Source organism: Bacillus sp. SH7-1 (assembly GCF_008042405.1).
GTDB classification, from domain to species: domain Bacteria; phylum Bacillota; class Bacilli; order Bacillales; family Bacillaceae_G; genus Bacillus_A; species Bacillus_A thuringiensis_N.
The window spans coordinates 18487-41819 of record NZ_QNUD01000044.1 but is presented as its reverse complement, the minus strand read 5'-3'; the positions used below and the strand labels follow the sequence as shown (position 1 = coordinate 41819).

The following is a 23333-nucleotide window of genomic DNA, read 5'->3' as shown; positions in this document are numbered from 1 at the left end:
TGTAGCATTGTATATTCCTTTTTTTATATCTAGAACACTTTTTTCTACGTACTATTAATCGTTTCAACTGGAATAAACAAAATATATGGCACATATGTTTAAGCAGTGGTCAATTGTTGAAAGGGATGAAGAGTATGACTCAGCTTAACTTTGAAGAGAATTTATTAACTAAAGTAGCTTGGTACTATTATAAAGACCAATTAACACAACAGGAGATTGCTTCACTTCTTCATATTTCAAGAAATAAAGTCGTCCGGTTATTAGATAAGGCGCGGAGTGAAGGTATCGTTACATTTCACGTAAAAGGTACTGGTTTGCACTGTTTAAGTATTGAGCGTGACCTAATGAAAAAATTTCACTTAAAAGATGCTTTTATTATCCCTACCCCAGTAAACAATTATCACGCTTCTCTCGGAAAAGCTGCTGCACAATATTTAGAAACTCAGCTCCAGCAAGGTGATTTACTCGGTATTGGCTGGGGAGAAACAATTAGCAAAATGCTAGAAAACATTCATTTCGAAAGTTCTATTAATCTTTCAATCGTAACGTTAACAGGCGGAGTAAATCACTATCTCCCGAGAAAACAAAACTATTTACACTACATGCAAGGCGATCTTCATATTATCCCTACGCCGTTTCTAGCGTCTACAACCGAAATGGCACAAAGTATTCTATCAGAACCGAGTGTAAAAGATATGCTTCATGTCGCTTCACTTGCTCATACGGCTGTTGTTGGTATTGGAGGATTATCACAAAACGCTACGATTGTAAAAGAAGAAAAATTAACACTACGTGAGCTGACGTATATTCGTAGTCAAAACGGTGCTGGCGATATTTTAGGACAGTTTTATAATACAAATGGCGATTTATTAGAGCTCTCGCATCACAATCGTCTAATTGGCACGCCTCTCTCTATTCTACGCAATATGAATCATGTCGTCGGTGTTGCTGGAGGTACAGAAAAGATAGACGCAATTTATGGTGCCTTAAAAGGAAAGTTTATTCATACATTAATTACCGATGAGGAAACTGCCCTCTCCTTATTACGAAAGGATGGTGATTGTTAATGTCTCATTTATTAGCTTTTGACGCTGGTACAGGAAGCATTCGAGCTGTTCTTTTTGATTTACTAGGTAATCAAATTGCGGTCAGTCAAAAAGAATGGGTTCATAACACGGATCCTCGTTACCCAGGTTCTATGAATTTTGATGTAATAGAAAACTGGAAGCTAGTACAAAAATGCACGAAAGAAGTTTTACAAAGAAGTAATGTCTCACCCTCTTCTATTAAAGCTATTAGCGCTACTAGTATGCGAGAAGGTTTTGTTTTATATGATAAAAATGGGCAAGAAATTTGGGCTTGTGCAAATGTTGATGGGCGTGCATCCGCTGAAGTTAGTGAGCTAAAAGAAATACGGTCGCATCTTGAAGAAGATTTATATACAAGATCAGGTCAAACTTTTTCACTAGGTGCTTTACCCCGCCTACTTTGGATTAAAAAACATGAACCCGAAATCTATAGCAATATTCATTCTTTTACGATGTTAAACGATTGGATTTTATATAAACTAAGCGGTGTACTGCAAATCGACCCCTCAAATGGATGTACGTCCGGTATTTTCGACTTAAAAAATAGAGTGTGGGATAACGATGTCGCCAAGGAGTGCGGTCTAACTTTACCATTTTCACCAACAGTAAATGAAGCTGGTACAGTAATTGGCAACGTTACAAAAGAGTTTGCAGCATTCACTGGATTAAGTGAAGGAATTCCTGTCGTCGCCGGGGGCGGAGATGCTCAAATGGCATCACTCGGAACGGGAGTGGTGAAGCCTAATCAAACATTAATATGCGGAGGTAGTTTTTGGCAACAAGAAGTGAATGTTACTGAGCCAATTACGGATCCATATGCTGCAATTCGCGTAAATTGTCACGTCATACCTAACCTGTGGCAATATGAAACGATTGCCTTTTTTCCAGGGCTTGTTATGCGCTGGTTTCGAGACGCTTTTTGCCAAGAGGAAAAGAAACTTGCTGACAAGCTCGGTGTAGATGCTTATGCATTATTAGAAGAACAAGCGAAAGACGTACCTGTCGGCTCACATGGCATTATGCCTACTTTTTCAAACGTAATGAACTACATTTCTTGGCGTCATGCCGCACCTTCTTTTTTAAATTTAAGTTTAGACGCTGACAAATGCGGAAAAAAAGAACTGTTCCGTGCTATTGAAGAAAATGCCGCCTTCGTTACACTTGGAAACTTAAAATTAATAGAAAATCTAACTGGTACATTCCCTTCTGAAGTTATTTTTGCTGGCGGTGCCGCTAAAGGAAAACTATGGCCACAAATTCTATCAGATGTCCTTGGTATTCCTGTAAAAGTACCTGTTGTGAAAGAAGCAGCTGCTTTAGGAACTGCGATTGCTGCTGGAGTTGGTGCTGGCATATATTCATCTATGGAAGAAACTGCCGAAGAGTTTGTACAGTGGGAGCAAACATTCGAACCAGTTACTGAAAATCACGAACTATATAAAGAGTTCTATGAAACATGGAAAACTGTATATGACAGTCAGCTCGCTTTAGCTGATAAAGGGCTCACCTCACATATGTGGATTGCGCCTGGTGCAGTGTAACACATTACATAAAGGAGTGAACTGTATGTTAAAAGCGAATGAAAATGACTTCTCCTATCGCTTCGGTGATAACGGGCCGAAATATTTAATACAAGGTCCGAATATTGATCTTGGCCTTGTTGTCATTCAGCCTGGGCAGGAGTTTCAAAACCATTATCATACTACGTGCGAAGAGGTCTTTTATGCATTAGAAGGTGAAATAGATTTCTATGTGAATAACGAAAGAGTTCCAATTAAACAAGGTGATGTCCTGCAAGTTCGTCCTCATGAATCTCACTATCTTATTAACCATTCTGACAAACCTTTTAAAGCAGTTTTTATTAAGTCACCACATTTACCAAGTAAAGATACGGTACAAACGGAAAATCCAACATTAACGAAGGAGTGATTTCAAATGACTTGGGGATTTAAAAATCGATTAAATACAATTTTACCTGATGGCAGAGCGGTTATGTTAGCGATAGATCACGGCTACTTTTTAGGACCAATTCATGGGCTTGAACAGCCACTTGAAACAGTTAAAAACTTACTTCCTTATACGGATTCCCTCTTTTTAACGCGTGGTGTACTTAGCTCCTGCATTCCTGAAAACTGCAGCACACCGATGGTTATGCGTGTATCTGGCGGGGCTACTGTCGTCGGTAAAGACTTAGCGAATGAGACAATTGTTACACCTGTAAAAGAAGCAGTAAAACAAAACGCGATTGGCGTAGGTGTGTCTGTTTTCGTCGGATCAGACTATGAAACACAAACAGTTACGAATCTCGCAAATGTAGTTTCAGAAGCTCACGATTATGGCCTGCCAGTACTCGGCATTACCGCAGTTGCAAAAGAACTACAAAAACGTGAGGCGCGCTTCCTTGCACTCGCTTCCCGTGTATGCGTTGAAATGGGCGCTGACATTATTAAAACGTACTACTGCGAAGGATTCGAAAAAATCACAAGCACATGCCCTGCCCCAGTCGTAATCGCGGGTGGACCAAAACTAGATTCAATTGAAGACGCGTTAAACATTACGTACAATGCACTGCAAGAAGGTGCAATCGGCGTAGACATGGGCCGAAACATATGGCAATCGGAGCATCCAGCTGCGATGATTCAAGCAATACATGGTATTGTGAAGAATAGATTGAATGTGAAAGAGGCGCTGGAATTATATGATGATGTAAAGAACTAAGGTAATAGATAGACTATTACACTTAAATACAAAATCAATATTTACTATAATAAGGAAAAGCCCATATGTAACATATGGGCTTTCTTTTACATTTTTAATTGTTCCGAATCTAATTAAATTTCTACAGATCGCGCACATTCCAAACAATCTCACCGCGTTCACCAAACGTACTGTGATGCCGCTTAAATCCTATCTTTTCTAATACCCGGAAAGACGCAGTATTCCAAGCCCCTACAGTAGACCAAAGTCTATGGCGACCCGTAGCAATCGCTGCCTCTAGTACTGCTGATGCTGCCTCTGTCGCATAACCCATGCGATGAGCACTGCGGAACAACTCGTATGCAATCTCCGGCTCTTCAAGAGTAGTACGACCGATAATTAAGCCACAGTATCCGATGAAATCGCCTTCGTCTCGTCTACGAATAGTGAGAAGAGAAATACCATTTTCAGCTGCTTTCTTGCGCTTCTCAATAAGATCGTTACGAACAGATTCAACGGTTGGCATTTCCACTCCACGTTCACCAATTAGTTTTCTAAGCCAAACTGCATCGGATTCCTCCCACATATTCAGGTCGAGTCGTTCCGTTCTCAGCTGGAACGCCATATCTTTAAATACAGATGTCATAGCGGTAACCTCCTATTTATATCACTGTACTGCTGATAATAGTTTCGTACTGTACCATATGGGAAACCTGCTAGATTCTCTAGATTTTCTTGCATCAAGATACATTATTGTTATTTTATGCATAACTAATTCCTCTGCAAAATAGACCTTGTTATCAAACTTCATTTTAAGTCTACAATATTTGATTTATAAATGATTTACACTTAATATTTATTTTAAAAAATGTATCGCCCTTTCTTTTTTGTTAAAATAAAGAAAAGGCGGAATTATTATGCAACGAATGACTTTTGAACGCCCTACTGATTATTACGATGATAGATTATATACTATCGATGAAAAAATTTGTGAACTATTAAAAGAACGGAAAGAACTTTCAGGTGGTGATCCAGGTTTTCCACATGATGAAGCGATTTATAAATGGGCAAAGCAATACGGATTTTATCCAGACTATCTAAATTCATTATTCTCTTCCATGATGGACGAAGGTGAATTTAAACCTCGCGTCGAACCAACTACATTCAAAAAACATATACCTGTTTTTAAAACGTATGAATATAAAGGTATCATGTATACTTTAACTTTTATTCGGCAATATGCAAATGCTAGTGTAGTTTATTTATATAGTGATTGGGATTCCACAAATGAAGCTTTTAATGAAGTTAAGCCTCATAGTTTCTTCCAATTATCAATAGACGATACATATGACTGCTGGCCAGAAGGTGGCGGCGGCACTGATGGACATTTGAGTCATCATTTCGTTATATCTCCTGCGCTTCCTGATAATTTGTCTGGAATAAGCTTACGATTTAAAGAACACAATATGCCGTTTAGGAAAGATCAAGCTGTGCTTGAATTTGAAATTCAGATAGATTAATAAAGACGCTTTCTCACAAGTCATATTCCTGACTAAAATCCGCTTGTTTTTTTACCTTTTATACGCCTTAAAAAACAAACAAAATAATCAAGCCCCTTTCCCAACTGGATAAGGGGCTATATTTACATCTTCAAACAATTACTCTTGTTAATTACTATCGAACTTTCTTACCGTCTTTATAGTCAAGACAAGACACTTCAATTAATAACCCATTAAACATTGAAAAATAAAAACCGTAACTACTACCTCTCATCGCATACGGTGCCTTTTCTATTTCAATGCCGCCATCTACTAAACGATTATATGCTTGATCAACTTCCTTTGAAGTATCCACTAAAAAACCAATATGAAAAGCTTCTGGATACGTAACTTCCTTATTCCCCTTAAATGCTTTTGGATCGCTCAGCACAAGTATAAATCCACTCTCATCACTCATCACTACTAGTGCCTTTCCCTTTTGCTCCAAAAATTGAAAATCAAAAAATGTTTCAAAGAAGTGTCTCGCTTCTGATAAATCATCAACACATAGATTCAAATGATTTAACTTCATTCACTCATCTCCTTTTAAGCAGAGGGTATGTAGACTCATTTTCATAACACTTAAATATGTAAGGTAAGATATTCAACCGTTCCATCTAAGACTATGCTTTATAGTCTAATACTTTTCTCTATAACCTAGAACGTTTTTTACGACTGCAATTCCATAAACCGTTCGACGCGAAATATTATTTTACCTATATAAAATAGTCACATTATTTATTTTTCAAATTGTGTAAAACCCACTCAATCAAGAAAATTGCTGCAGAGGTACGTTCTGTCGTATCACCTAAAAACAGTTTATTTATAAAACCTTCAAAATGAGTTGGTACTTTAGATAATGTTTCAAAATACTTCAAAACAGATCCCGCTGGCGGTGTAGGCCTATTATTAACAGCCCATATCCCATCTAACAATGTCCAAGTTGAAGTTTGAACTATGTATGAAGCTTTTAACTCATCATTTGCTTTCAAAGCAGATTGAATTTTAATTAATGAACTATGCAACCAATGAGAAATGCCCTTCACTTTGTCGCTAGAAACACGATAGTTTTCAAATTCATATGTAGCTATTTCCTTTAACTTTTTCAACTCACCGCTTTTATCAAACAAAATTTCCCCTTCTAGAAATGAGTAAAGTTCCATCGGATTGTTTTTAAAGTTTACTTGAATTTGATTAAAATCTGCACTCTTATATTCAACTAAAATATCTTCTCTCGTTTCAGAATGAAATTTTTTCTTTTGTCCATCTTCTAAAAGAATATAGAAATCTAAATCTGAATCAGTATATGCATCGCCTCTTGCGACAGATCCAATTAGCATGAATCCATGTACCTTTTCCATAGATAAGGTTTCCGCTACTATTGTTTGCACTAATTTTTTATGTTGTTCATGTTTAATAAATATTTGTGTTTCTAACATTTGTAACCTCCACACACATTATTAAGGAGTTATTCGTTACCTATATATTTTTTACTTCTCTTATATCTTTCATCTTCTACATACTTATTCAACAATTGTCAGTTCATATACAATTACATCTTCACTGCTTTTTGTTTTATCTTGAATCGTTACAATGTCTCCAGCCTTTATTTTCGAAGCGTTCACTACTTTTACCATCTCTGGTGGAACAACCCCTCCATCGTTCTCTTTATTTAGTGGTAACCACTTAACTGATTTACTAGTTGCTTCTAAAATTTTATATTTAATTGTACCATCATACTTTATTTCACCAACAAGATCTTTTACTAATGTAGGTGTGTATTTGCCCCCCTCTTTTTCCAAAGAGATATGATCACCTATATCTGGGATACCGTTTCTTACAGGTGCCTCCCATTTTGTTGGATTTAAATCATTTAAACTTACTTTCACACTATCTTCTTTATTTGAACTAGCATCTTTTAGAAATATATCATTATGTTTCTTATCAATAATGATATACTCCTTCTGCTCTACTATTTTTGCACTGCTTTCACGTTTTTCTTCCTCATTCTTAAATACTTCTTCTTTCACATTATTATTACTACACGCTGATAATAATGTCGTTGCTAAAGTTGTCATTAGTAATATTCTTTTCACTTCATTTACCTCCATTTACAATTAAACAAATAAACATATATCACATCCATATTTTACTATAAATCAAAAAAGAGGATATTTGTTTATTAATAAACAAATACCCTCTACCTTTACATATATATTACAACTGCTGATAAGCCGCTTTTGATGATTTCACATAATAAACCGCATGATCCACATTAATAATATGATCTGGTTTTGGTTTACCACGGCTTGCTCTATGACCTGCTAAATGCTCTTCACTTGTTTCCCAGTTTTTCCATGCTTCTTCAGATTCCCAGCGAATCATAACGACTACTTCTTCGTCGCCTCGTCTTACTTTTTTCACAAGAACACTTAAATCAATAAAGCCTTCAAATTTTTCGATAATACCTTCTCCAGTAAAACGTTCTACAACTATATTTGATGTACCTTCTTTTACTGTAAATGTTTTCGTTTCGATAAACATATATCCCACTCCTTCATTGTAATACGAATACTACTATACTTCTATTATAGTTGATTATGATAATTATTTTCAATTATAAAGTTTAAATTTTTCGAATTATGCTGTTTTTTCTTCAACTGCCCCATCTAAAAATTTGAAATATGGAAGTAATATTCCGATTAAAGAAGTGACACATATCATGGAACCGATAATAAAGTATAGTGCTCTTACTCCCCACATTTCACTCAATACTCCCCCTACTAACACACCTAACGGCATAGCGGATCGTATGAAAAATAATCGCACTGAAAATACTTGTCCTATCATATTGTTTGGGACTGTTTGCTGGCATATTGTCGTGTTATAAACATTGAAAAAGGCAATGCAAATACCTGCTATTATTTCAATTATTACCGCTATTACAATACTGTGGTTAAAACCTAGCGAAATGTATGTGAGTCCCCCTATAAACAATCCTCCAAGCATAAGTATACGCCGACTTTTATATGTTACTTTTCCAACTAGTATAGATCCAACTACATAGCCAAATGGAAATCCGGCCATAAAATAACCATACTCCGCGTATCCCACTGACAGCTCATCTTTTATATAAGTAAGATTTGTAACCATCGTTACCCCTACTCCAAATTGCACGAAAGTCAGAAATATACCGAGCCAAACAATAATTGGTTTTTTGAAAAAATATGTAAAACCGTGAAGAAATTGTTCTAGCCACGTTTTCCGATTAGGTTGCGACGTTCTATTTTCTTTTATATAAAGTAAGAAAGTGCCACTAACAAATAGACACATGCATACGAAAGTTAATGTAAGTTCTGTTCCAATCAAATGAATGATTACTCCGCCTAATATCGGCGCAAGAAACATCATAAGGCGAGTCATTCCATCAATGTACGCATTTGCATCTTGAAGTTGTTCTTTCCCTACAATGCTCGGTGTAATTGCTTGACTTGCAGGTATATAGAGCGGTGTAATAAGTCCCACTACAATTTGAACAACATAAATGTGCCAAACTTCTATACTACCTGAAACTAGCATCACCAAAGGTAATAAGAAAACGGACGCTCGTATCCATTGTGAAAAAATCATAATCCACTTCCGACTCCATTTATCAATAAATGGGCCACTTAATAATTGCAGTATGAGTGATGGGATGAAATATAATAGCCACATACTACTTAAAGCCATTTCCGATCCTGTTAACTCATATACTAGAATTGAATTACATAACGTTCCGAAACCCCCTCCTAATTCTGAGATTGCACTACCAATCCACATAAAAAAGAACGAACGATTTTTCAATACATTTTTCAATTTCATACACCAACTTTTCTCTTAAATTCCTCCCTTTATGTACATTCTTGTTGCATATTATCTATTTAAAAACGCATCTAATTCTTTCGCTAACGACTGTACTGCTTTCTTTCTTAATACATATTTCCCGTCATGTATATCCACTAACTTCGCTGCCCGTAAAAGTTTCAAATGATGATGTACGGTCGATTTACCAAGTTGCAATCTTTCTGTAATTTCCTGCAATGTACGTTCTTTTTCAAACAACATTTTTACAATGCGTAACCTCGCTTCATCCCCAAGAGCTTTATGTTTTTGAACTAAAAAATAATTCGGTTCATATGGATCTTCAGGATGAATACTTTCGTTTGCAACTGGATAATGAAATACTTTCGTATCTTCAATATCCGCCTCAATATTCCACGGTCTGTACGTCATTTGCGGGATAAGAAGCACGTGATGAACACTTGGTTCTGGCATATAATTAACTCCACCTGTAGCCCACTCAACAAACTCTTCTGGTTTCATCTTTTTATTCATTTCATTCTTTGCTTCATAGTCTCGTTTGAATATAGAAAGTATTTCTTCTTCCTCTTTCTGAATAACGCTTTCATACCAACCTGTCATAACAGCAATTAAATGAGATTTCAGCAATTGTACATGAACATCACATATAAAACGAATATACGCGGAGAAAAACGGATGATCATGTGTCAGTTCCATTAGTTCATGTATTGCAATTACGTCTCCACTTGCCGCTAAAGTTCTTTTTTCTTGGTACTTCTCTCCTAAAAACGGTAAACATATATACTTCAAATCTTCTTCTGAAAGTGAATCGATTTTAGCATGAAACTGCGATAAATCCTGAAAATCCTCTTCATACAACAACTGAAGCAACGCTTTCCACGTATTATGTTCTTCTACAAACTGTAATTGCTCTCTCATCTCTTTTGTTAATGATTGTCTAATCTCTTCCCATTCACTTTGAGACTTTTCAAGTGTATCAATTAACCTTTTATGAGTAATCGCTGCAATGCCAAGCGCGCATTCGAAAAGGATCGAATATTTCACTTGAACATTATAAGTTTCCCTCTTTCTACTCGTTATGTGATAGACCTCCATTTTATCCCCTCCTTGTTTGTTATATATTAAATTCTATTTTTATCGAATTATTCCTTCTAAATTTTTAGAATTCACGAAAAATATAAATTGAAATACACTCATTCTAAATTAGGAAGAATAGGAGCTTTTTTATATACAAATAATAACTCTCAAGGAGTTGTTGAGATGCATTTCATATTAAATATGTTAGGGATTTTCGTTGTCATATTAATCGTTTTTCTATGTTCGCCTAATAAAAAACATATAAAATGGAGACCGATCGTTATTCTAATCATATTGGAGCTCTTTATTACATGGTTTATGTTAGGCACGAAGCTCGGCAGTATTATCATTAATAAAATAGCGTCATTTTTCAGTTGGCTACTGGCATGTGCGAATGAGGGAATTCGATTTGCATTCCCTTCCGCTATGGACAGTCCACACATTGATTTCTTCTTTAGTGCATTACTTCCTATCATTTTTGTTATTACTTTTTTCGATATTCTATCTTATTTCGGAATCTTAACTTGGATTATTGATAAAGTAGGTGCAGTTATTTCAAAGATTTCTCGTTTGCCAAAGTTAGAAAGTTTCTTTTCCATTCAAATGATGTTTTTAGGGAACACCGAAGCACTTGCAGTTGTTCGTGATCAATTATCTGTATTAAAAGAAAATCGATTATTAACTTTTGGTATTATGAGTATGAGTAGCGTTAGCGGATCCATTCTTGGTGCTTATTTATCAATGGTTCCAGCAACATATATTTTCAGTGCTATTCCTTTAAACTGTATTAACGCATTAATTTTAGCCAATGTTTTAAACCCTGTAGAAGTCCCGACAGAAGAAGATGTTGTTTATTCACCTTCCAAACATGAAAAAAAGGATTTCTTTTCTACTATTTCAAACAGTATGTTAGTCGGGATGAATATGGTTATCGTTATTTTAGCTATGGTAATTGGATATGTAGCATTAACTGCATGTTTAAATGGGATTTTAGGATTTTTTGTAACGGGTTTAACAATTCAAAAAATCTTCTCCATTATCTTTAGTCCTTTTGCCTTTTTACTCGGTTTATCAGGAAAAGAAGCTATGTATGTAGCTGAATTAATGGGGATCAAAATAACAACGAATGAATTTGTTGCAATGATGGATTTAAAATCAAACTTAAAGTCTTTACAACCGCATACGGTTGCGGTTGCAACAACATTTCTAGCTTCTTTTGCTAACTTTAGTACAGTGGGTATGATTTATGGAACTTACAATTCATTATTTGGTGGCGAAAAATCATCAGTCATCGGGAAAAATGTTTGGAAGCTTCTTGTGAGCGGAATGGCTGTTTCTTTATTAAGCGCTATGCTTGTTGGACTATTTGTATGGTAAATACTTTTTAAAATAAAAGACACCCAAGTCAATTGAGTGTCTTTTATTATTATTTTCGAATTTGTCCATTTCCACGAATCACATATTTTGTAGAAGTTAATGCTGGAAGCCCCATTGGTCCTCTTACGTGTAGCTTTTGTGTACTGATGCCAATTTCTGCTCCGAATCCGAATTCAGATCCATCAGTAAAACGCGTCGATGCATTATGATAAAGTGCCGCCGCATCAACAGAAGTGAAAAATTTGCTGACATTTTCCTCGTTCTCTGTAATAATCGCTTCAGAATGCATAGATCCATACGTATTTATATGATGAATCGCTTCTTCAATAGAAGAAACTACTTTAACCGCCAGCGTGAGAGATAAAAATTCTGTCCCCCAGTCTTCTTCTGAAGCAAGTACAATTGAAGAATCCATTGCCAATGCTTTTTGATCACCACGTAGCTCCACGTCTCTTTCCTTCAATGAAGAAAACAGCTCGCTACCATATTGCTGTGCCCACTTCTCATGAAGTACAATCGTTTCAATCGCATTACATACAGATGGTCGCTGCGTTTTTGCATTTATAATAATATCAATTGCCATTTGCGTATTCGCTGTTTCATCAATGAAAATATGACAATTTCCCGCACCTGTTTCAAGTACTGGAACAGACGCTTCTCTCACAACAGTATCGATTAATTGTTTGCCACCTCTTGGAATAAGAACGTCTAGATAATCATTCATTGTAAACAACTGCTTTGCGCTATCGCGCGTTGTATCTTCTATAAGCTGTACGCTTTCTTGAGGTAAGTTTGTTTGTTTAAGCGCCCTGTGAATAACGGCAACGATCGCTTTATTAGAATGAATAGCAGAAGAACTACCACGTAATATGACTGCGTTTCCTGTTTTCAAACAAATTGTAGCAGCATCAACTGTTACATTCGGTCTTGCCTCATAAATCATGCCAACAACACCAAGTGGTACACGCATCTCCTGAATAGATAATCCATTTGGCCTTTCCCATGTACTTACACATTCTCCTACAGGATCACGTAATTCGATTAGCTGCTTAATCCCCTCTGTCATATCAATAATACGATTTTCAGTTAGCATAAGACGATCAAGGAGTGAATCAGAAAATCCTTTTGCCTTACCTTCTTCTATATCCCGTTTGTTTTCCTCTAAAATATAAGCTGTTTCACTTATTAATTGATTTGCAATTGCAGCAAGTGCGTCGTTTTTTTGCTCTGTAGATTTAAGCACAAGTTCTCTAGCGACTTCTTTCGCCTTCATTCCCTTTGCCAACACTTCTTTCATTTTTATTTCCTCCTTTTTTGATCCCTATTCTTAAAATGAAACCCAATAATCCCTATGGATGACTTCATAACTATGCCTTTCGCCTCTTGCTTGAATATCTTGACTTTGCATACCTTTTACATCTCTTAGTTCCTCTGCGCTATATGTGCATTGTCCTTTTCCAATGACGCACCCTTGTTGCGTCATTACTTCTACGACTTCGCCTACTTGGAAAAATCCTGACACATTTGTAACACCAGCAGGAAGAAGACTCTTGCCATGCTGAATGATAGCTGTAGCTGCTCCGGCGTCTATTTCAATTTGTCCGCTTACAAACGAATGCAAGGCAATCCATTGCTTATTCATCTTCATTTCTTTTTGAGGGGCATTTCCGATATACGTTCCATCACCTTTCCCCTTCAAAACATCTACAAATTTCTCTTGTCCACGTCCGGTTCCGATAAATACACTTACTCCAAGAGAGAGCGCCGTCTTTGCAGCATCAATTTTTGATTTCATACCGCCAGTCCCAAGTTTTGAACCAGCATCTCCAGCAAGAGAAGCGATTTCTTCTGTAACTTCCGGAAGGAAATAATATTTTTTCGCATCCTCATTTTTTTGAGGATTTTTGTCATATAAACCGTTCACATCCGTAAAAATCATTAGCATATCCGCCGAAACAAGCCCGCTTACTAAAGCTGACAGCATATCGTTATCACCGAACGTCAGCTCCTCTAATGAGATGGAATCATTTTCATTAATGATTGGTAGAGCAGAACGGTTTAGTAACTCTCCTAAAGTAGCGTAAGCATTACTATATTGTTCTTTTCTAGAAAAATCACTTCTCGTCAGCAATAGTTGCGCAGTAACGATGCCATATTTACGGAATTCCTCCGTGTATGCCTGCATTAACAAACTTTGTCCGACAGCCGCAGCAGCCTGTTTTCCTTTAATTGTTACAGGTCTGCTAGGGTATCCTAGATCAGAAAAACCTGCAGCAACGGCCCCAGATGTAATTAACAAAACTTCATGCCCTTCCTCTTTCAATCGAGCTAATGCGGCAACATGATCTGAAAGTTGTTCTTTAGAAATGCCTCCATGACTATCCGCCAAAGAACTGCTCCCAATCTTTACAACTATTCGCTGTTTTTTCACTTTTTTATCCCCCAAGTCTAAAATTAAAGTTTTTTATACATTACACTTCTATTCATACAGCTTGCAGCGATGACTATTCCTATCAGTGCTGCACCTAGCCTATTAAAGAGCAAAATAAAAATGACCGCTTCGCCCTTAATAAAATAAAAAGGACGAAACGGTCATTGTTCCGCGGTACCACCTTAATTGATATACATAGATATCCACTTGGTGCCTATAACGCAGGCGAACGCCTAAACTTTCATTTAAGACTCAGGGATAGGTTCGATATATTCTATACGAGGAATCTTTCAGCCGGTGAATTCCACTCTCTTTCGCAAGAAGACATATGTACTATTTCCCTTCAACGATTTTCGGTTTAATTTTTTATATTATGCGATATAGTTCGATTTGGTGTCAAGAGGTATTTTTAAAAATAAATAGAGCTGCGAGTTACTTGTATGAAGTTATTGCCCTACTGAATGAAAATACAAATTGATAAAATTTCAACTCATATTTATAAACATAAACCTTATATTATAGTGTATATATTTACATAATGTCGAATATAATTATTTTTTATCTTTTCATGTTGCAAAAAGGAATATATTCTCTTAGAATGTTTCTTTATATTGCACAGAGATGTTATTGTTATATTAAGATAACAATTTCGAAATGATATAATTTATTAAAAAAGGAGCAAGATTGAGTTATTATGGATAAACAAATTGGATTCATCGGATGCGGAAATATGGGGATGGCTATAATTGGCGGGATGCTAAATAAACATATAGTATCTTCAAATCATATCATTTGTTCAGATTTAAACACGACAAATTTAGAAAATGCTAGTGAAAAGTACGGAATAACTACAACTACTGACAACAATGAAGTCGCTAAAAATGCTGATATTTTAATTTTATCAATTAAACCAGACTTATACCCATTAGTAATTAACGAAATTAAAGAAGTGATAAAAAACGATGCTATCATCGTTACAATCGCTGCTGGTAAAAGTATTGAAAGTACTGAAAATGCCTTTAATAAAAAATTAAAAGTTGTAAGAGTAATGCCTAATACCCCTGCTCTTGTTGGAGAAGGAATGTCTGCATTATGCCCGAATGAAATGGTGACAAAAAAAGATTTAGAAGATGTGCTAAACATTTTCAATAGTTTTGGTCAATCAGAGATTGTAAGTGAAAAGTTAATGGATGTTGTAACATCTGTAAGTGGTTCTTCACCAGCATACGTATATATGATTATAGAAGCGATGGCAGATGCTGCTGTACTAGATGGCATGCCAAGAAATCAAGCATATAAATTCGCTGCTCAAGCTGTGTTAGGCTCTGCAAAAATGGTACTAGAAACAGGAATACATCCAGGTGAATTGAAAGATATGGTTTGTTCTCCTGGCGGAACAACGATAGAAGCTGTAGCAACTTTAGAGGAAAAAGGCTTACGAACAGCCATCATTTCAGCTATGCAACGTTGTACACAAAAGTCTGTTGAATTATCTGGTCAAACGAAAAAGTAAAACTATAAAAGAGATCACGTTAGTTATGAATTTAATTAGAAATGCACTACATGATAAACGGCCAAACTCGAATATACTTGAGTTTGGCCGTTTTAGTTGTTAATTATATTAAAATAATTTTACTTTTCCCTTCCCTACTATACTTGTGTAATTTTATTAGAAACAAGTAATTTTTCAATGCAAATCGGTAACATGTCTAATAGCGTTTCAAATGCGTAATTTACATCTAGACGTTCTGTCCACTGATGTGCATCTTTTCCTACTGGTCCCATATTTAAAACTGGAACGTCAAATTCTTCTAGTTCCTGAAGTGGAATTGAGTAACCTTTATCCCATAATGGCATATTGTCTACAAGTGAACTCATTGAATGTAATGGATTTTGTAAGCCTACATAGCTTAAATCTGAAATTCCTCCAAAATAATTTTGGTTTTCAAATGTAATATTATGATTGTAGTGTGCATACTTTTCCATCTCACCAACTACCTCTTTAATTAACTGGTTGTTGCGTGAACTTACAGCTGGATAATATGGCGGAGCAAAGAAAAGTACAATCATCGGTGCCTTTTCTTTACATAAGATGGCTAATTTATCGACTAAATCAATCGTTACCGCACGATCATCTTTATCTTCTCTATTTTTTATAATGCTAGATTGAATTTCATCTATTTTCTCTTGCCCATGTTGTTCAATTGCATATGCGATAAGCTCTTCATACGTTAATACATTTACTTTGAGGTTAGGCGGTATGAATGGATTATATTTAGAAAAACGATATGCATGTTTTTCATACGACTCTTCTATTTTCTCTGCTACTTTCGTTACTTTTTGACGTAACAATGAAACGACATCTGTCATTGATTTTTCTAATAAAAACAAATTAAATAATGTGACTGCACGATGCGGAATTTGTACAGAATAATCCTCCTTTAAGTCCCTTTGAAGTAAATTAGTTGGCGGTGGACTCGCTTCCCCTTCTACAATATCACAAAGGTCTGTATTTAACTCTAATTCTGCTGTTATTAATGAAGCCATATAACTCCCATTTAAGCCTGCAAAAGGTTCACCTACATGTGTCTCTTTTCCGTAGCAAAGAAAGCCAGGTAACACCTTACCAATAGAACCAGTATAAATATATTTCTTTTGATCACCAGGATGCCTCGAAAACATAGGCTCTGAATTTAGTACCGTTTTATACTCTAAATCATGTTCTCTTGCTAACTCTAGTAATCTTGGTACAGCAGCTCTCATCCCTACAGAGTTTACTTCTTCATCTGGTACAGCCAATAATAGAACATTCCCATCAAACCTTCCTTCACAAGCTTGCTCAATCATTGCCATTTGTAACGTGAGGCCGCATTTCATATCCATTGTTCCTCTACCAAACAACCATTCTCCATGTTCTATATCTTCACGTACATAGTCTGGAAGTTCATCTTTATGAGCATAAAACATAGACGTTAACTTTTTAGGATTGAATGCATCTTCTTTCCACACTCCGTAATCTTGTACATCTACAACATCAAAGTGACTTACTAAAATCACGGTATTTTTTGTACTATCGCTTTTCTTTACTAGTGCTGTAACAAAATATCGTCCGTCCCCTGTCGGATTTTTTTGCAAATGGTGCGGATTTTCATTGAAGTACTGTAAATCAGATAATTGTTCCACAACGAAGTCTGGCAATAGTACTTCAGCTTCTGTGCCTGTAATACTAGGAATTTCAACAAGACCGCTTAATAATTGAATCAATTGTTCTTTTGATTGCCACTTTGACATATAAATCCCCCTATTTTTCCGCATTATGAAAATGAATTCCAGTATATGAATAAAAAATGACGACAGTTATCAAAATTATAGTTCTGATGTACTGCCGATTTTTATTGATATTTCATGAGCTGCTTGTTTCACCTTACTAATAAGAAAAGAAAGTCGATCATCATTAATGCGATGACTAATTAACCCAACACTTAATGCTCCTACTACTTTATGATTAAATCCGATAATAGGTGCAGCTACTGAAGCTGTCCCTTCTGTTTTTTCTCCATAACTGACAGCATATCCTTCATTTCTTATTTGCTTTATTTGATCAAGAAGAATTTGCTTTTGTTCTGGTAAAGCAGAAAGTAGCTGCTCAACAATATATTCCATTTCATTCTGTTTCATATTGGCAAGCATCGTTTTATTTGCGGCACCAATTGAAAGAGGAATTTGTTCCCCTAAGTTATCAATAACTCGAATTTTTAAGGGGCTATCCATTCTTTCAATGATAATAGAATGTGTTCCATTTGGAATGTTCAAATAAACACTTTCTTCCACTTCATAGGCCAATCGCTTCATTACTTCTCTTGCAACTGATCTGTAGTCTACCTTCTCCAATTGTCGTAATCCTATTTCCATCCACATTGGTCCAATTTTGTACTGTTTCGTCTCTGAAATTTGCGTAACTAGCCCATGCTCGATTAGAGAGTTAAGTAATCTATGTACTGTACTAACTGGGAGATGTGTTCTGTCCGCTATATCAGAAATGGCCCAATACTCTTTTTCATTAGTAGAATTTAATAACTTTATAATACTTATCGCTCGATCAATGGACTGTACCATAACTCACCTCAACTTAACTTGTAATATGTTAGTACGCTCAATTATCTATCAATTTAACAAAAATTCAAAATGAAATCAATCCATTTATTCAATTTTCTAAAAATAAAAATATGCTGCGAACAATAATTTGAAAGCGTAATCAAAAAAATATTGACTTTTCTTTTTAATTATCTGAAAATTATAACAAGATTTCACATCACGGAATACATTCCACAATACGGAAAAACATCAAACTTTAATCTATCAACTACGAAAGTGAGGAAAACAATGGCGCAAGTAAACAATACAAACAATGAATTAAAACGTACGATGAAAAGTAGACACTTATTCATGATTGCACTCGGTGGTGTGATTGGAACGGGGTTATTTAACGGATCTGGCTTTATTATAAGTAAAGCTGGGCCTGGTGGATCCGTACTTGCCTTTATGGCCGGTGGATTATTAATGTATCTCGTTATGCTATGTCTTGGTGAACTCGCTGTAGCCATGCCCGTTTCAGGGTCTTTCCAGGAATATGCCACTAAGTTTATCAATCCTGCAACTGGCTTTACAATCGGATGGTTATATTGGTTAAGCTGGGCGAATACGACCGGCCTTGAATTTACAACTGCCGGCATTACAATGCAACGCTGGTTTCCTGATATTCCTGTTTGGGTTTGGTGTTTAATATTTGGCGTTACAATCTTCACTATTAACGCATTATCTGCTCGTAGTTATGCAGAAACAGAATTTTGGTTTTCAAGTATAAAAGTATCTGCCATTATCGCTTTTATTATTCTTGGCGGCGCCGCTATGTTTGGTTTTATTGATTTAAAAGGCGACGAACCAGCTCCGCTATTATCAAATTTCGTGAATCATGGTGGTTTATTCCCAAATGGACTTGCAGCTATTCTATTAACAATGGTTACAGTCAATTATTCCTTCCAAGGTACAGAACTGGTCGGAATCGCAGCAGGTGAAAGTGAAGATCCAGCAAAAACTTTACCTCGTTCTATTAGAAATATTATATGGCGTACGATGTTTTTCTTCGTCTTAGCAATCTTTGTTCTTGTTGCTTTAATTCCTTGGGAAGAAGCAGGATTAACAAAAAGCCCGTTCGTTGCCGTTTTTGATAATATCGGTATTCCATATGCCGCTGATATTATGAACTTTGTTATTCTTACTGCTGTTCTTTCTGTCGCAAACTCAGGACTATACGCGGCAACTCGCATGCTTTGGTCATTATCCAAAAATGAAATGGCTCCAGCCTTTTTAAAGAAATTATCATCACGAGGAATACCTTTGAATGCTTTAATTATGACCATTGCTATTTCTGCTTTTTCTCTTTTAACAAGCGTTGTAGCTGCTGAAACGGTTTACTTATGGCTAATTTCCATTTCTGGAGTTATAACAATCATTGTTTGGATGTCAATTTGTGTTTCTCAATTCTTTTTCCGCAAACATTATGTAGCAGACGGTGGAAAATTAGAAGACTTAAAATTTAAAACTCCACTTTATCCACTTGTACCAATTCTTGGTTTTGGATTGTATGGCATTATATTAATTAGTCTTATCTTTATCCCTGAACAACGACTTGGAATCTATTGCACTGTACCATTTATCATCTTTTGCTACACTTACTATCACTTTAAAGTTAAGAAAAGAATTGCTACTAACACTCGTAGTGAAACTAAAATTAGCGAGACTATGTAATACTATACTTATATAAAAGACCGCACATGGCTTTCATTTCATATGCGGTCTTTTATCATTGTCATTTGTTCTATTCCCTTTTCATTCATTACCTCATACGAGTCAGTATTACTATATACCTTTACTTGGATTGCAAGTTCTTTGAAAAGTGATACCGATTTCCATAATGCGGTAAATACTACAATACTAGTAATTGAAATTTCCCACTTTTTATACGTTATTGATTTTCCTTACTGTTACTGTTTTGATATATTGAATATATATTGCTTAAAAATTTTAAAAAAGACAGGAGTTATCTACAATGATAAAAGGTTTCGGGGGAATATTTTGGAGGACTAACAATCTTGATGTTATAAAAAAATGGTACAGTGAAGTGTTGAAAATTGAAATAGAAAATTGGAATGGGACTGTGATTAAACCCCAATTAGGAAATGAGACTATTTTTTCTTTCTTTACCGAAAATGATAATTATTTTCCAATAGAACAGCAAGTGATGTTAAATTTTGAAGTACATAATTTAAATGAGACTATTCAGCATCTTGAACATATTGGTGTACCTCTTGAAAAGAAAGAAGAAATTAGTGAGTTCGGAAAGTTTATTTGGATTAAAGATCCTGAAGGTCGTCTAATTGAGCTTTGGGAGAAATAGACGGTTATAATCCTTTGCTATTGAGCTAACGGTTGCTTTCATTCAACAAAATAAATAAAAAAGTCGATTCCTTAACTCCACAGGAAATCGACTTTTTCTATCCCATCGCAATAATATGGAACTACTGCCCTTGATTAGATTGTTTTCAAACAAAAGATACGAAAAATAGTTTTTTCTGGCTGCTTATTTATCCCTTCTAATTCGCTTTAAAATTATATAATGGCTTAATAATGTGCTTTATATCTATTGTTTCTTTTGTATTTGCTATAATTTCATCCATTGGCTTGTATACCATTGGTGCCTCATCAATTGTGTTTTCTACTACCGATGTAGTCCAAACTTCTGTCATCGTATTTTGAAAATCCTCTAGACTCAATGATTCTTTAGCCTTCTTACGACTCATGATACGTCCTGCCCCATGCGGGCCAGAATAGTTCCAATCTGGATTCCCTTTACCAAACGCAATAATTGAACCATCTCTCATATTAATTGGAATAATGACTCGTTCATCTTTCTGAGCTGAAATAGCACCTTTTCGTAGAATCATATTTTCTATGTCTATATAGTTATGTATTGTAGTAAATTGATCCGTTACTTTCCATTCCATTTTAGTAACAATTTCATCAATCATTGCTTTACGATTTAACTCAGCATACTTTTGGGCAATACTCATGTCATTCATATAATCTTTGAATCCCTGTCCTTCTAAATAAGCTAATTCTTTTCGAATATTAGGCTTCTTTATTCCACGTAAAGTTTCTTGTATTTCTTTTTCTCTCCCCTCTTTCATTAATCTCTTAATAATCTCATCTTTCATTGATGTAACATGAATAAGTTGTTCATATGCGAAGTTCTGATAATACTCTGCTATTTGCTTACCTAAATTACGAGAACCACTATGAATGACAATATATACATTCCCTTTTTCATCTTCATTTAGTTCGATAAAATGATTGCCTCCCCCAAGAGTACCTATACTTTTTTGAGCGCGTTGTAATGTAAATGGAGCTCTCACCCCATCCAAATCAATCATTTTTGAGAATCGATGTTCTTTATCTCGTATACGAAAACCGCTTGGAACAAATTTACGAATTGTTTCGTCTAAGTAATCAAAATTAATTTCTTCTTTTTTCTTATCAATCACAACAACTTCCATACCACAACCAATGTCTACCCCTACAAGATTAGGAACGATTTTATCTTGTATTGTCATCGTTGTCCCAATCGTACAACCTGCTCCAGCATGTGTATCTGGCATAATACGAATTTGACTACCCTTTACGAATTCTTGGTTACAAAGATCAATAATCTGCCCAGTCGCAGTTTCATCAACGTTATTAGTAAATACTTTCGCTTCATTGTATTTCCCTTGTAAATTCAACATCTTTCATTTGCCCCTTCCCTTTGAAAGAATTATTTTATTATGTTATATGTGTTCTTATGATTACTATCATCCATCTGTTACTTTACATTATATATGTATTATAGCGTTACAATAATAAAAAATTATAACGGTCTAATTTGTTTACATAACATATTTATCGTCTCTTATCATTTTTACCGACACATGATTATTTCAATTTACCCTTAATATCGGTCATCTATTTTTAAAACAAAAACTCCCCTTAAATCAAAATGATTAAGGGGAGTCTTATATACGATGAAATTATAGTTCAGATTTCACCCGAACAGAAACATTGTTTTTAATTATATTTTTAAATTCTTTAAAGCTAACAAAATTGTTACTTTTCTCATCCCAAAGACGGAAACGAAGTGAACGTAAGCTAGTCGCAAGAGTAATCGTTGGTACATTTTTTAAAGGAAGCGTATTATTATGTGCTTCTTCTAATTTATAGTTAGGTACTCTTGGACTTAAATGGTGAACATGATGGAATCCAATATTACCAGTTAGGAATTGCAAAATTTTTGGAAGCTTATAAAACGAACTTCCTTCCACTGCCGCTTTCACATATTCCCAATCTTTATCTTCTTCAAAATAAGAATCCTCGAATGTGTGCTGTACGTAAAACAGCCAAATCCCTACTGAACCTGCGATTAAGAATATAGTACCGTGTACTAACAGAAACGATTGCCACCCAATTGCCCAGCAAAGTATCGCTACTACAGCAACAATTATAATATTCGTCAAATACGTATTCATACGTTCTTTCTGTCTAGCACCTTTTCGGTTAAATCTATTTTTAAGCAAGAAAACATAAATCGGTCCTAATCCAAACATAACGAATGGATTGCGATATAAGCGATATGCTAAACGAAGTCTAAATGGTGCAGCTACATATTCATCCACTGTAAGCGTCCAAATATCTCCTGTACCTCTCTTATCTAAATTACCACTTGTAGCGTGATGAATCGCATGCTCATGCCCCCATTGATCAAATGGGAATAACGTTAACACACCCATACATGTACCTACTATTCTATTTGCACGTCGACTTTTAAAGAATGAATAATGGGTACAATCATGAAAAATAATGAAAATTCGTGTCATAAAACCAGCAGCTAACAGAGATGGAACTAATGCTAACAGATAAGAAACAGACAAACTTTTATAAGCGAGGTACCATAAAATAATAAACGGCACGACTGTGTTAATAAGTTGCCACACGCTTTTTTTAATTGTTGATTTTTCATAAGGAGCAACTTGTTTTTTTAAATTTTTAGTTTTTTCTAATGTCATTTTTTCTAATTCCCTTCCTTTATGTTGCTAATTCATATTATAGCATACTATTAGTATCAGGTGTTAAAAGTAGATGTAATAAATATTATATAATATGAAAATCTCTTTT

Annotated in this window: 22 protein-coding genes and 1 other annotated feature; of the genes, 9 read left to right on the top strand and 13 right to left on the bottom strand. The window is 35.4% G+C overall.

Features of this window, described 5'->3' with window-relative positions:
• Positions 1 to 134: 134 nt before the first annotated feature.
• From DN390_RS26970 to lsrF, 4 genes are read left to right on the top strand one after another with little or no spacing between them, the layout of a single operon-like run.
• Complete coding sequence (locus tag DN390_RS26970; RefSeq protein ID WP_147808971.1) at positions 135 to 1067, top strand: sugar-binding transcriptional regulator; 933 nt, start codon at positions 135 to 137, stop codon at positions 1065 to 1067.
• A complete protein-coding gene (lsrK, locus tag DN390_RS26965; RefSeq protein ID WP_147808970.1) occupies positions 1067 to 2629 on the top strand; it encodes an autoinducer-2 kinase in 1563 nt (520 codons plus the stop codon). The genes DN390_RS26970 and lsrK overlap by 1 nt, the downstream gene beginning before the upstream one ends.
• A gap of 25 nt (positions 2630 to 2654) precedes the next feature.
• Positions 2655 to 3017 carry a cupin domain-containing protein gene (locus DN390_RS26960; RefSeq protein ID WP_000909987.1) on the top strand — a complete coding sequence of 121 codons (363 nt, stop codon included), beginning with the start codon at positions 2655 to 2657 and terminating at the stop codon, positions 3015 to 3017.
• 6 nt (positions 3018 to 3023) lie between these two features.
• Positions 3024 to 3806, top strand: a complete 783-nt coding sequence (lsrF, locus tag DN390_RS26955; RefSeq protein WP_000219785.1) for a 3-hydroxy-5-phosphonooxypentane-2,4-dione thiolase — start codon at positions 3024 to 3026, stop codon at positions 3804 to 3806.
• Positions 3807 to 3927: 121 nt separating this feature from the next.
• On the opposite strand, the gene DN390_RS26950 is transcribed toward lsrF, so the two are convergent.
• Positions 3928 to 4431 carry a GNAT family N-acetyltransferase gene (locus tag DN390_RS26950; protein WP_147808969.1) on the bottom strand — a complete coding sequence of 168 codons (504 nt, stop codon included), beginning with the start codon at positions 4429 to 4431 and terminating at the stop codon, positions 3928 to 3930.
• A 271-nt stretch (positions 4432 to 4702) separates the two neighbouring features.
• Here DN390_RS26950 and DN390_RS26945 point away from each other — a divergent pair, with 271 nt between their 5' ends.
• Entirely contained in the window at positions 4703 to 5305 is a 603-nt protein-coding gene (locus tag DN390_RS26945; protein WP_147808968.1) for a hypothetical protein, read from the top strand.
• Between the two features lie 154 nt (positions 5306 to 5459).
• Here the strand turns inward: DN390_RS26945 and DN390_RS26940 are convergent, their stop codons facing one another.
• The 6 genes from DN390_RS26940 to DN390_RS26915 all read right to left on the bottom strand — a co-directional run bounded on the left by DN390_RS26940 (position 5460) and on the right by DN390_RS26915 (position 10279).
• Positions 5460 to 5855: a VOC family protein gene (locus DN390_RS26940; RefSeq protein WP_097950192.1), complete on the bottom strand. Its 396-nt coding sequence runs from the start codon at positions 5853 to 5855 to the stop codon at positions 5460 to 5462.
• Between the two features lie 202 nt (positions 5856 to 6057).
• Entirely contained in the window at positions 6058 to 6762 is a 705-nt protein-coding gene (locus DN390_RS26935; protein ID WP_147808967.1) for a nucleotidyltransferase domain-containing protein, read from the bottom strand.
• An 84-nt stretch (positions 6763 to 6846) separates the two neighbouring features.
• Positions 6847 to 7434: a hypothetical protein gene (locus tag DN390_RS26930; protein ID WP_147808966.1), complete on the bottom strand. Its 588-nt coding sequence runs from the start codon at positions 7432 to 7434 to the stop codon at positions 6847 to 6849.
• A 106-nt stretch (positions 7435 to 7540) separates the two neighbouring features.
• Positions 7541 to 7867 (bottom strand): heme-degrading monooxygenase HmoA, encoded by a 327-nt coding sequence (gene hmoA / locus DN390_RS26925; RefSeq protein WP_061673316.1) that lies wholly within the window; start codon positions 7865 to 7867, stop codon positions 7541 to 7543.
• 96 nt (positions 7868 to 7963) lie between these two features.
• Positions 7964 to 9184, bottom strand: a complete 1221-nt coding sequence (locus DN390_RS26920; protein WP_147808965.1) for an MFS transporter — start codon at positions 9182 to 9184, stop codon at positions 7964 to 7966.
• A 51-nt stretch (positions 9185 to 9235) separates the two neighbouring features.
• Positions 9236 to 10279: an ArsR/SmtB family transcription factor gene (locus DN390_RS26915; protein WP_147808964.1), complete on the bottom strand. Its 1044-nt coding sequence runs from the start codon at positions 10277 to 10279 to the stop codon at positions 9236 to 9238.
• A gap of 165 nt (positions 10280 to 10444) precedes the next feature.
• Between DN390_RS26915 and DN390_RS26910 the strand changes: the two genes are divergently transcribed.
• The gene (locus tag DN390_RS26910; RefSeq protein WP_147808963.1) at positions 10445 to 11638 is read left to right on the top strand and encodes a NupC/NupG family nucleoside CNT transporter; all 1194 of its coding nucleotides are present in this window, start codon (positions 10445 to 10447) and stop codon (positions 11636 to 11638) included.
• 49 nt (positions 11639 to 11687) lie between these two features.
• Here the strand turns inward: DN390_RS26910 and DN390_RS26905 are convergent, their stop codons facing one another.
• Together DN390_RS26905 and proB are read right to left on the bottom strand one after the other, a co-directional pair.
• On the bottom strand, positions 11688 to 12935 hold the full coding sequence (locus tag DN390_RS26905) for a glutamate-5-semialdehyde dehydrogenase (protein WP_147808962.1): 1248 nt from the start codon (positions 12933 to 12935) through the stop codon (positions 11688 to 11690).
• 30 nt (positions 12936 to 12965) lie between these two features.
• Positions 12966 to 14069: a glutamate 5-kinase gene (proB, locus tag DN390_RS26900; RefSeq protein WP_147808961.1), complete on the bottom strand. Its 1104-nt coding sequence runs from the start codon at positions 14067 to 14069 to the stop codon at positions 12966 to 12968.
• Between the two features lie 145 nt (positions 14070 to 14214).
• Positions 14215 to 14425 (bottom strand) — a binding site (T-box leader).
• 338 nt (positions 14426 to 14763) lie between these two features.
• Between proB and proC the strand changes: the two genes are divergently transcribed.
• Entirely contained in the window at positions 14764 to 15582 is an 819-nt protein-coding gene (gene proC / locus DN390_RS26895; protein ID WP_147808960.1) for a pyrroline-5-carboxylate reductase, read from the top strand.
• Between the two features lie 137 nt (positions 15583 to 15719).
• Here the strand turns inward: proC and DN390_RS26890 are convergent, their stop codons facing one another.
• Positions 15720 to 17360: a M20/M25/M40 family metallo-hydrolase gene (locus DN390_RS26890; RefSeq protein WP_147808959.1), complete on the bottom strand. Its 1641-nt coding sequence runs from the start codon at positions 17358 to 17360 to the stop codon at positions 15720 to 15722.
• 75 nt (positions 17361 to 17435) lie between these two features.
• The gene (locus tag DN390_RS26885) at positions 17436 to 18185 is read right to left on the bottom strand and encodes an IclR family transcriptional regulator (protein ID WP_000250772.1); all 750 of its coding nucleotides are present in this window, start codon (positions 18183 to 18185) and stop codon (positions 17436 to 17438) included.
• Between the two features lie 267 nt (positions 18186 to 18452).
• Here DN390_RS26885 and DN390_RS26875 point away from each other — a divergent pair, with 267 nt between their 5' ends.
• Positions 18453 to 19877, top strand: coding sequence for an amino acid permease (locus DN390_RS26875; RefSeq protein WP_147808957.1), 1425 nt, complete (start codon positions 18453 to 18455; stop codon positions 19875 to 19877).
• Between the two features lie 301 nt (positions 19878 to 20178).
• A complete protein-coding gene (locus tag DN390_RS26870) occupies positions 20179 to 20526 on the top strand; it encodes a VOC family protein (protein WP_087981015.1) in 348 nt (115 codons plus the stop codon).
• A gap of 196 nt (positions 20527 to 20722) precedes the next feature.
• Here DN390_RS26870 and DN390_RS26865 read toward each other — a convergent pair whose 3' ends face one another.
• Together DN390_RS26865 and desA are read right to left on the bottom strand one after the other, a co-directional pair.
• Positions 20723 to 21910, bottom strand: a complete 1188-nt coding sequence (locus DN390_RS26865) for an RtcB family protein (RefSeq protein ID WP_147808956.1) — start codon at positions 21908 to 21910, stop codon at positions 20723 to 20725.
• A 282-nt stretch (positions 21911 to 22192) separates the two neighbouring features.
• Positions 22193 to 23224, bottom strand: coding sequence for a Delta(5) desaturase DesA (desA, locus tag DN390_RS26860; protein ID WP_147808955.1), 1032 nt, complete (start codon positions 23222 to 23224; stop codon positions 22193 to 22195).
• Between the last annotated feature and the right edge of the window lie 109 nt (positions 23225 to 23333).

Coding starts and splice junctions, on each gene's coding strand:
- DN390_RS26970 (WP_147808971.1), top strand. CDS start 135: ATGACTCAGCTTAACTTTGAAGAGAATTTATTAACTAAAGTAGCTTGG.
- lsrK (WP_147808970.1), top strand. CDS start 1,067: ATGTCTCATTTATTAGCTTTTGACGCTGGTACAGGAAGCATTCGAGCT.
- DN390_RS26960 (WP_000909987.1), top strand. CDS start 2,655: ATGTTAAAAGCGAATGAAAATGACTTCTCCTATCGCTTCGGTGATAAC.
- lsrF (WP_000219785.1), top strand. CDS start 3,024: ATGACTTGGGGATTTAAAAATCGATTAAATACAATTTTACCTGATGGC.
- DN390_RS26950 (WP_147808969.1), bottom strand. CDS start 4,431: ATGACATCTGTATTTAAAGATATGGCGTTCCAGCTGAGAACGGAACGA.
- DN390_RS26945 (WP_147808968.1), top strand. CDS start 4,703: ATGCAACGAATGACTTTTGAACGCCCTACTGATTATTACGATGATAGA.
- DN390_RS26940 (WP_097950192.1), bottom strand. CDS start 5,855: ATGAAGTTAAATCATTTGAATCTATGTGTTGATGATTTATCAGAAGCG.
- DN390_RS26935 (WP_147808967.1), bottom strand. CDS start 6,762: ATGTTAGAAACACAAATATTTATTAAACATGAACAACATAAAAAATTA.
- DN390_RS26930 (WP_147808966.1), bottom strand. CDS start 7,434: ATGGAGGTAAATGAAGTGAAAAGAATATTACTAATGACAACTTTAGCA.
- hmoA (WP_061673316.1), bottom strand. CDS start 7,867: ATGTTTATCGAAACGAAAACATTTACAGTAAAAGAAGGTACATCAAAT.
- DN390_RS26920 (WP_147808965.1), bottom strand. CDS start 9,184: ATGAAATTGAAAAATGTATTGAAAAATCGTTCGTTCTTTTTTATGTGG.
- DN390_RS26915 (WP_147808964.1), bottom strand. CDS start 10,279: ATGGAGGTCTATCACATAACGAGTAGAAAGAGGGAAACTTATAATGTT.
- DN390_RS26910 (WP_147808963.1), top strand. CDS start 10,445: ATGCATTTCATATTAAATATGTTAGGGATTTTCGTTGTCATATTAATC.
- DN390_RS26905 (WP_147808962.1), bottom strand. CDS start 12,935: ATGAAAGAAGTGTTGGCAAAGGGAATGAAGGCGAAAGAAGTCGCTAGA.
- proC (WP_147808960.1), top strand. CDS start 14,764: ATGGATAAACAAATTGGATTCATCGGATGCGGAAATATGGGGATGGCT.
- DN390_RS26890 (WP_147808959.1), bottom strand. CDS start 17,360: ATGTCAAAGTGGCAATCAAAAGAACAATTGATTCAATTATTAAGCGGT.
- DN390_RS26885 (WP_000250772.1), bottom strand. CDS start 18,185: ATGGTACAGTCCATTGATCGAGCGATAAGTATTATAAAGTTATTAAAT.
- DN390_RS26875 (WP_147808957.1), top strand. CDS start 18,453: ATGGCGCAAGTAAACAATACAAACAATGAATTAAAACGTACGATGAAA.
- DN390_RS26870 (WP_087981015.1), top strand. CDS start 20,179: ATGATAAAAGGTTTCGGGGGAATATTTTGGAGGACTAACAATCTTGAT.
- DN390_RS26865 (WP_147808956.1), bottom strand. CDS start 21,910: ATGTTGAATTTACAAGGGAAATACAATGAAGCGAAAGTATTTACTAAT.
- desA (WP_147808955.1), bottom strand. CDS start 23,224: ATGACATTAGAAAAAACTAAAAATTTAAAAAAACAAGTTGCTCCTTAT.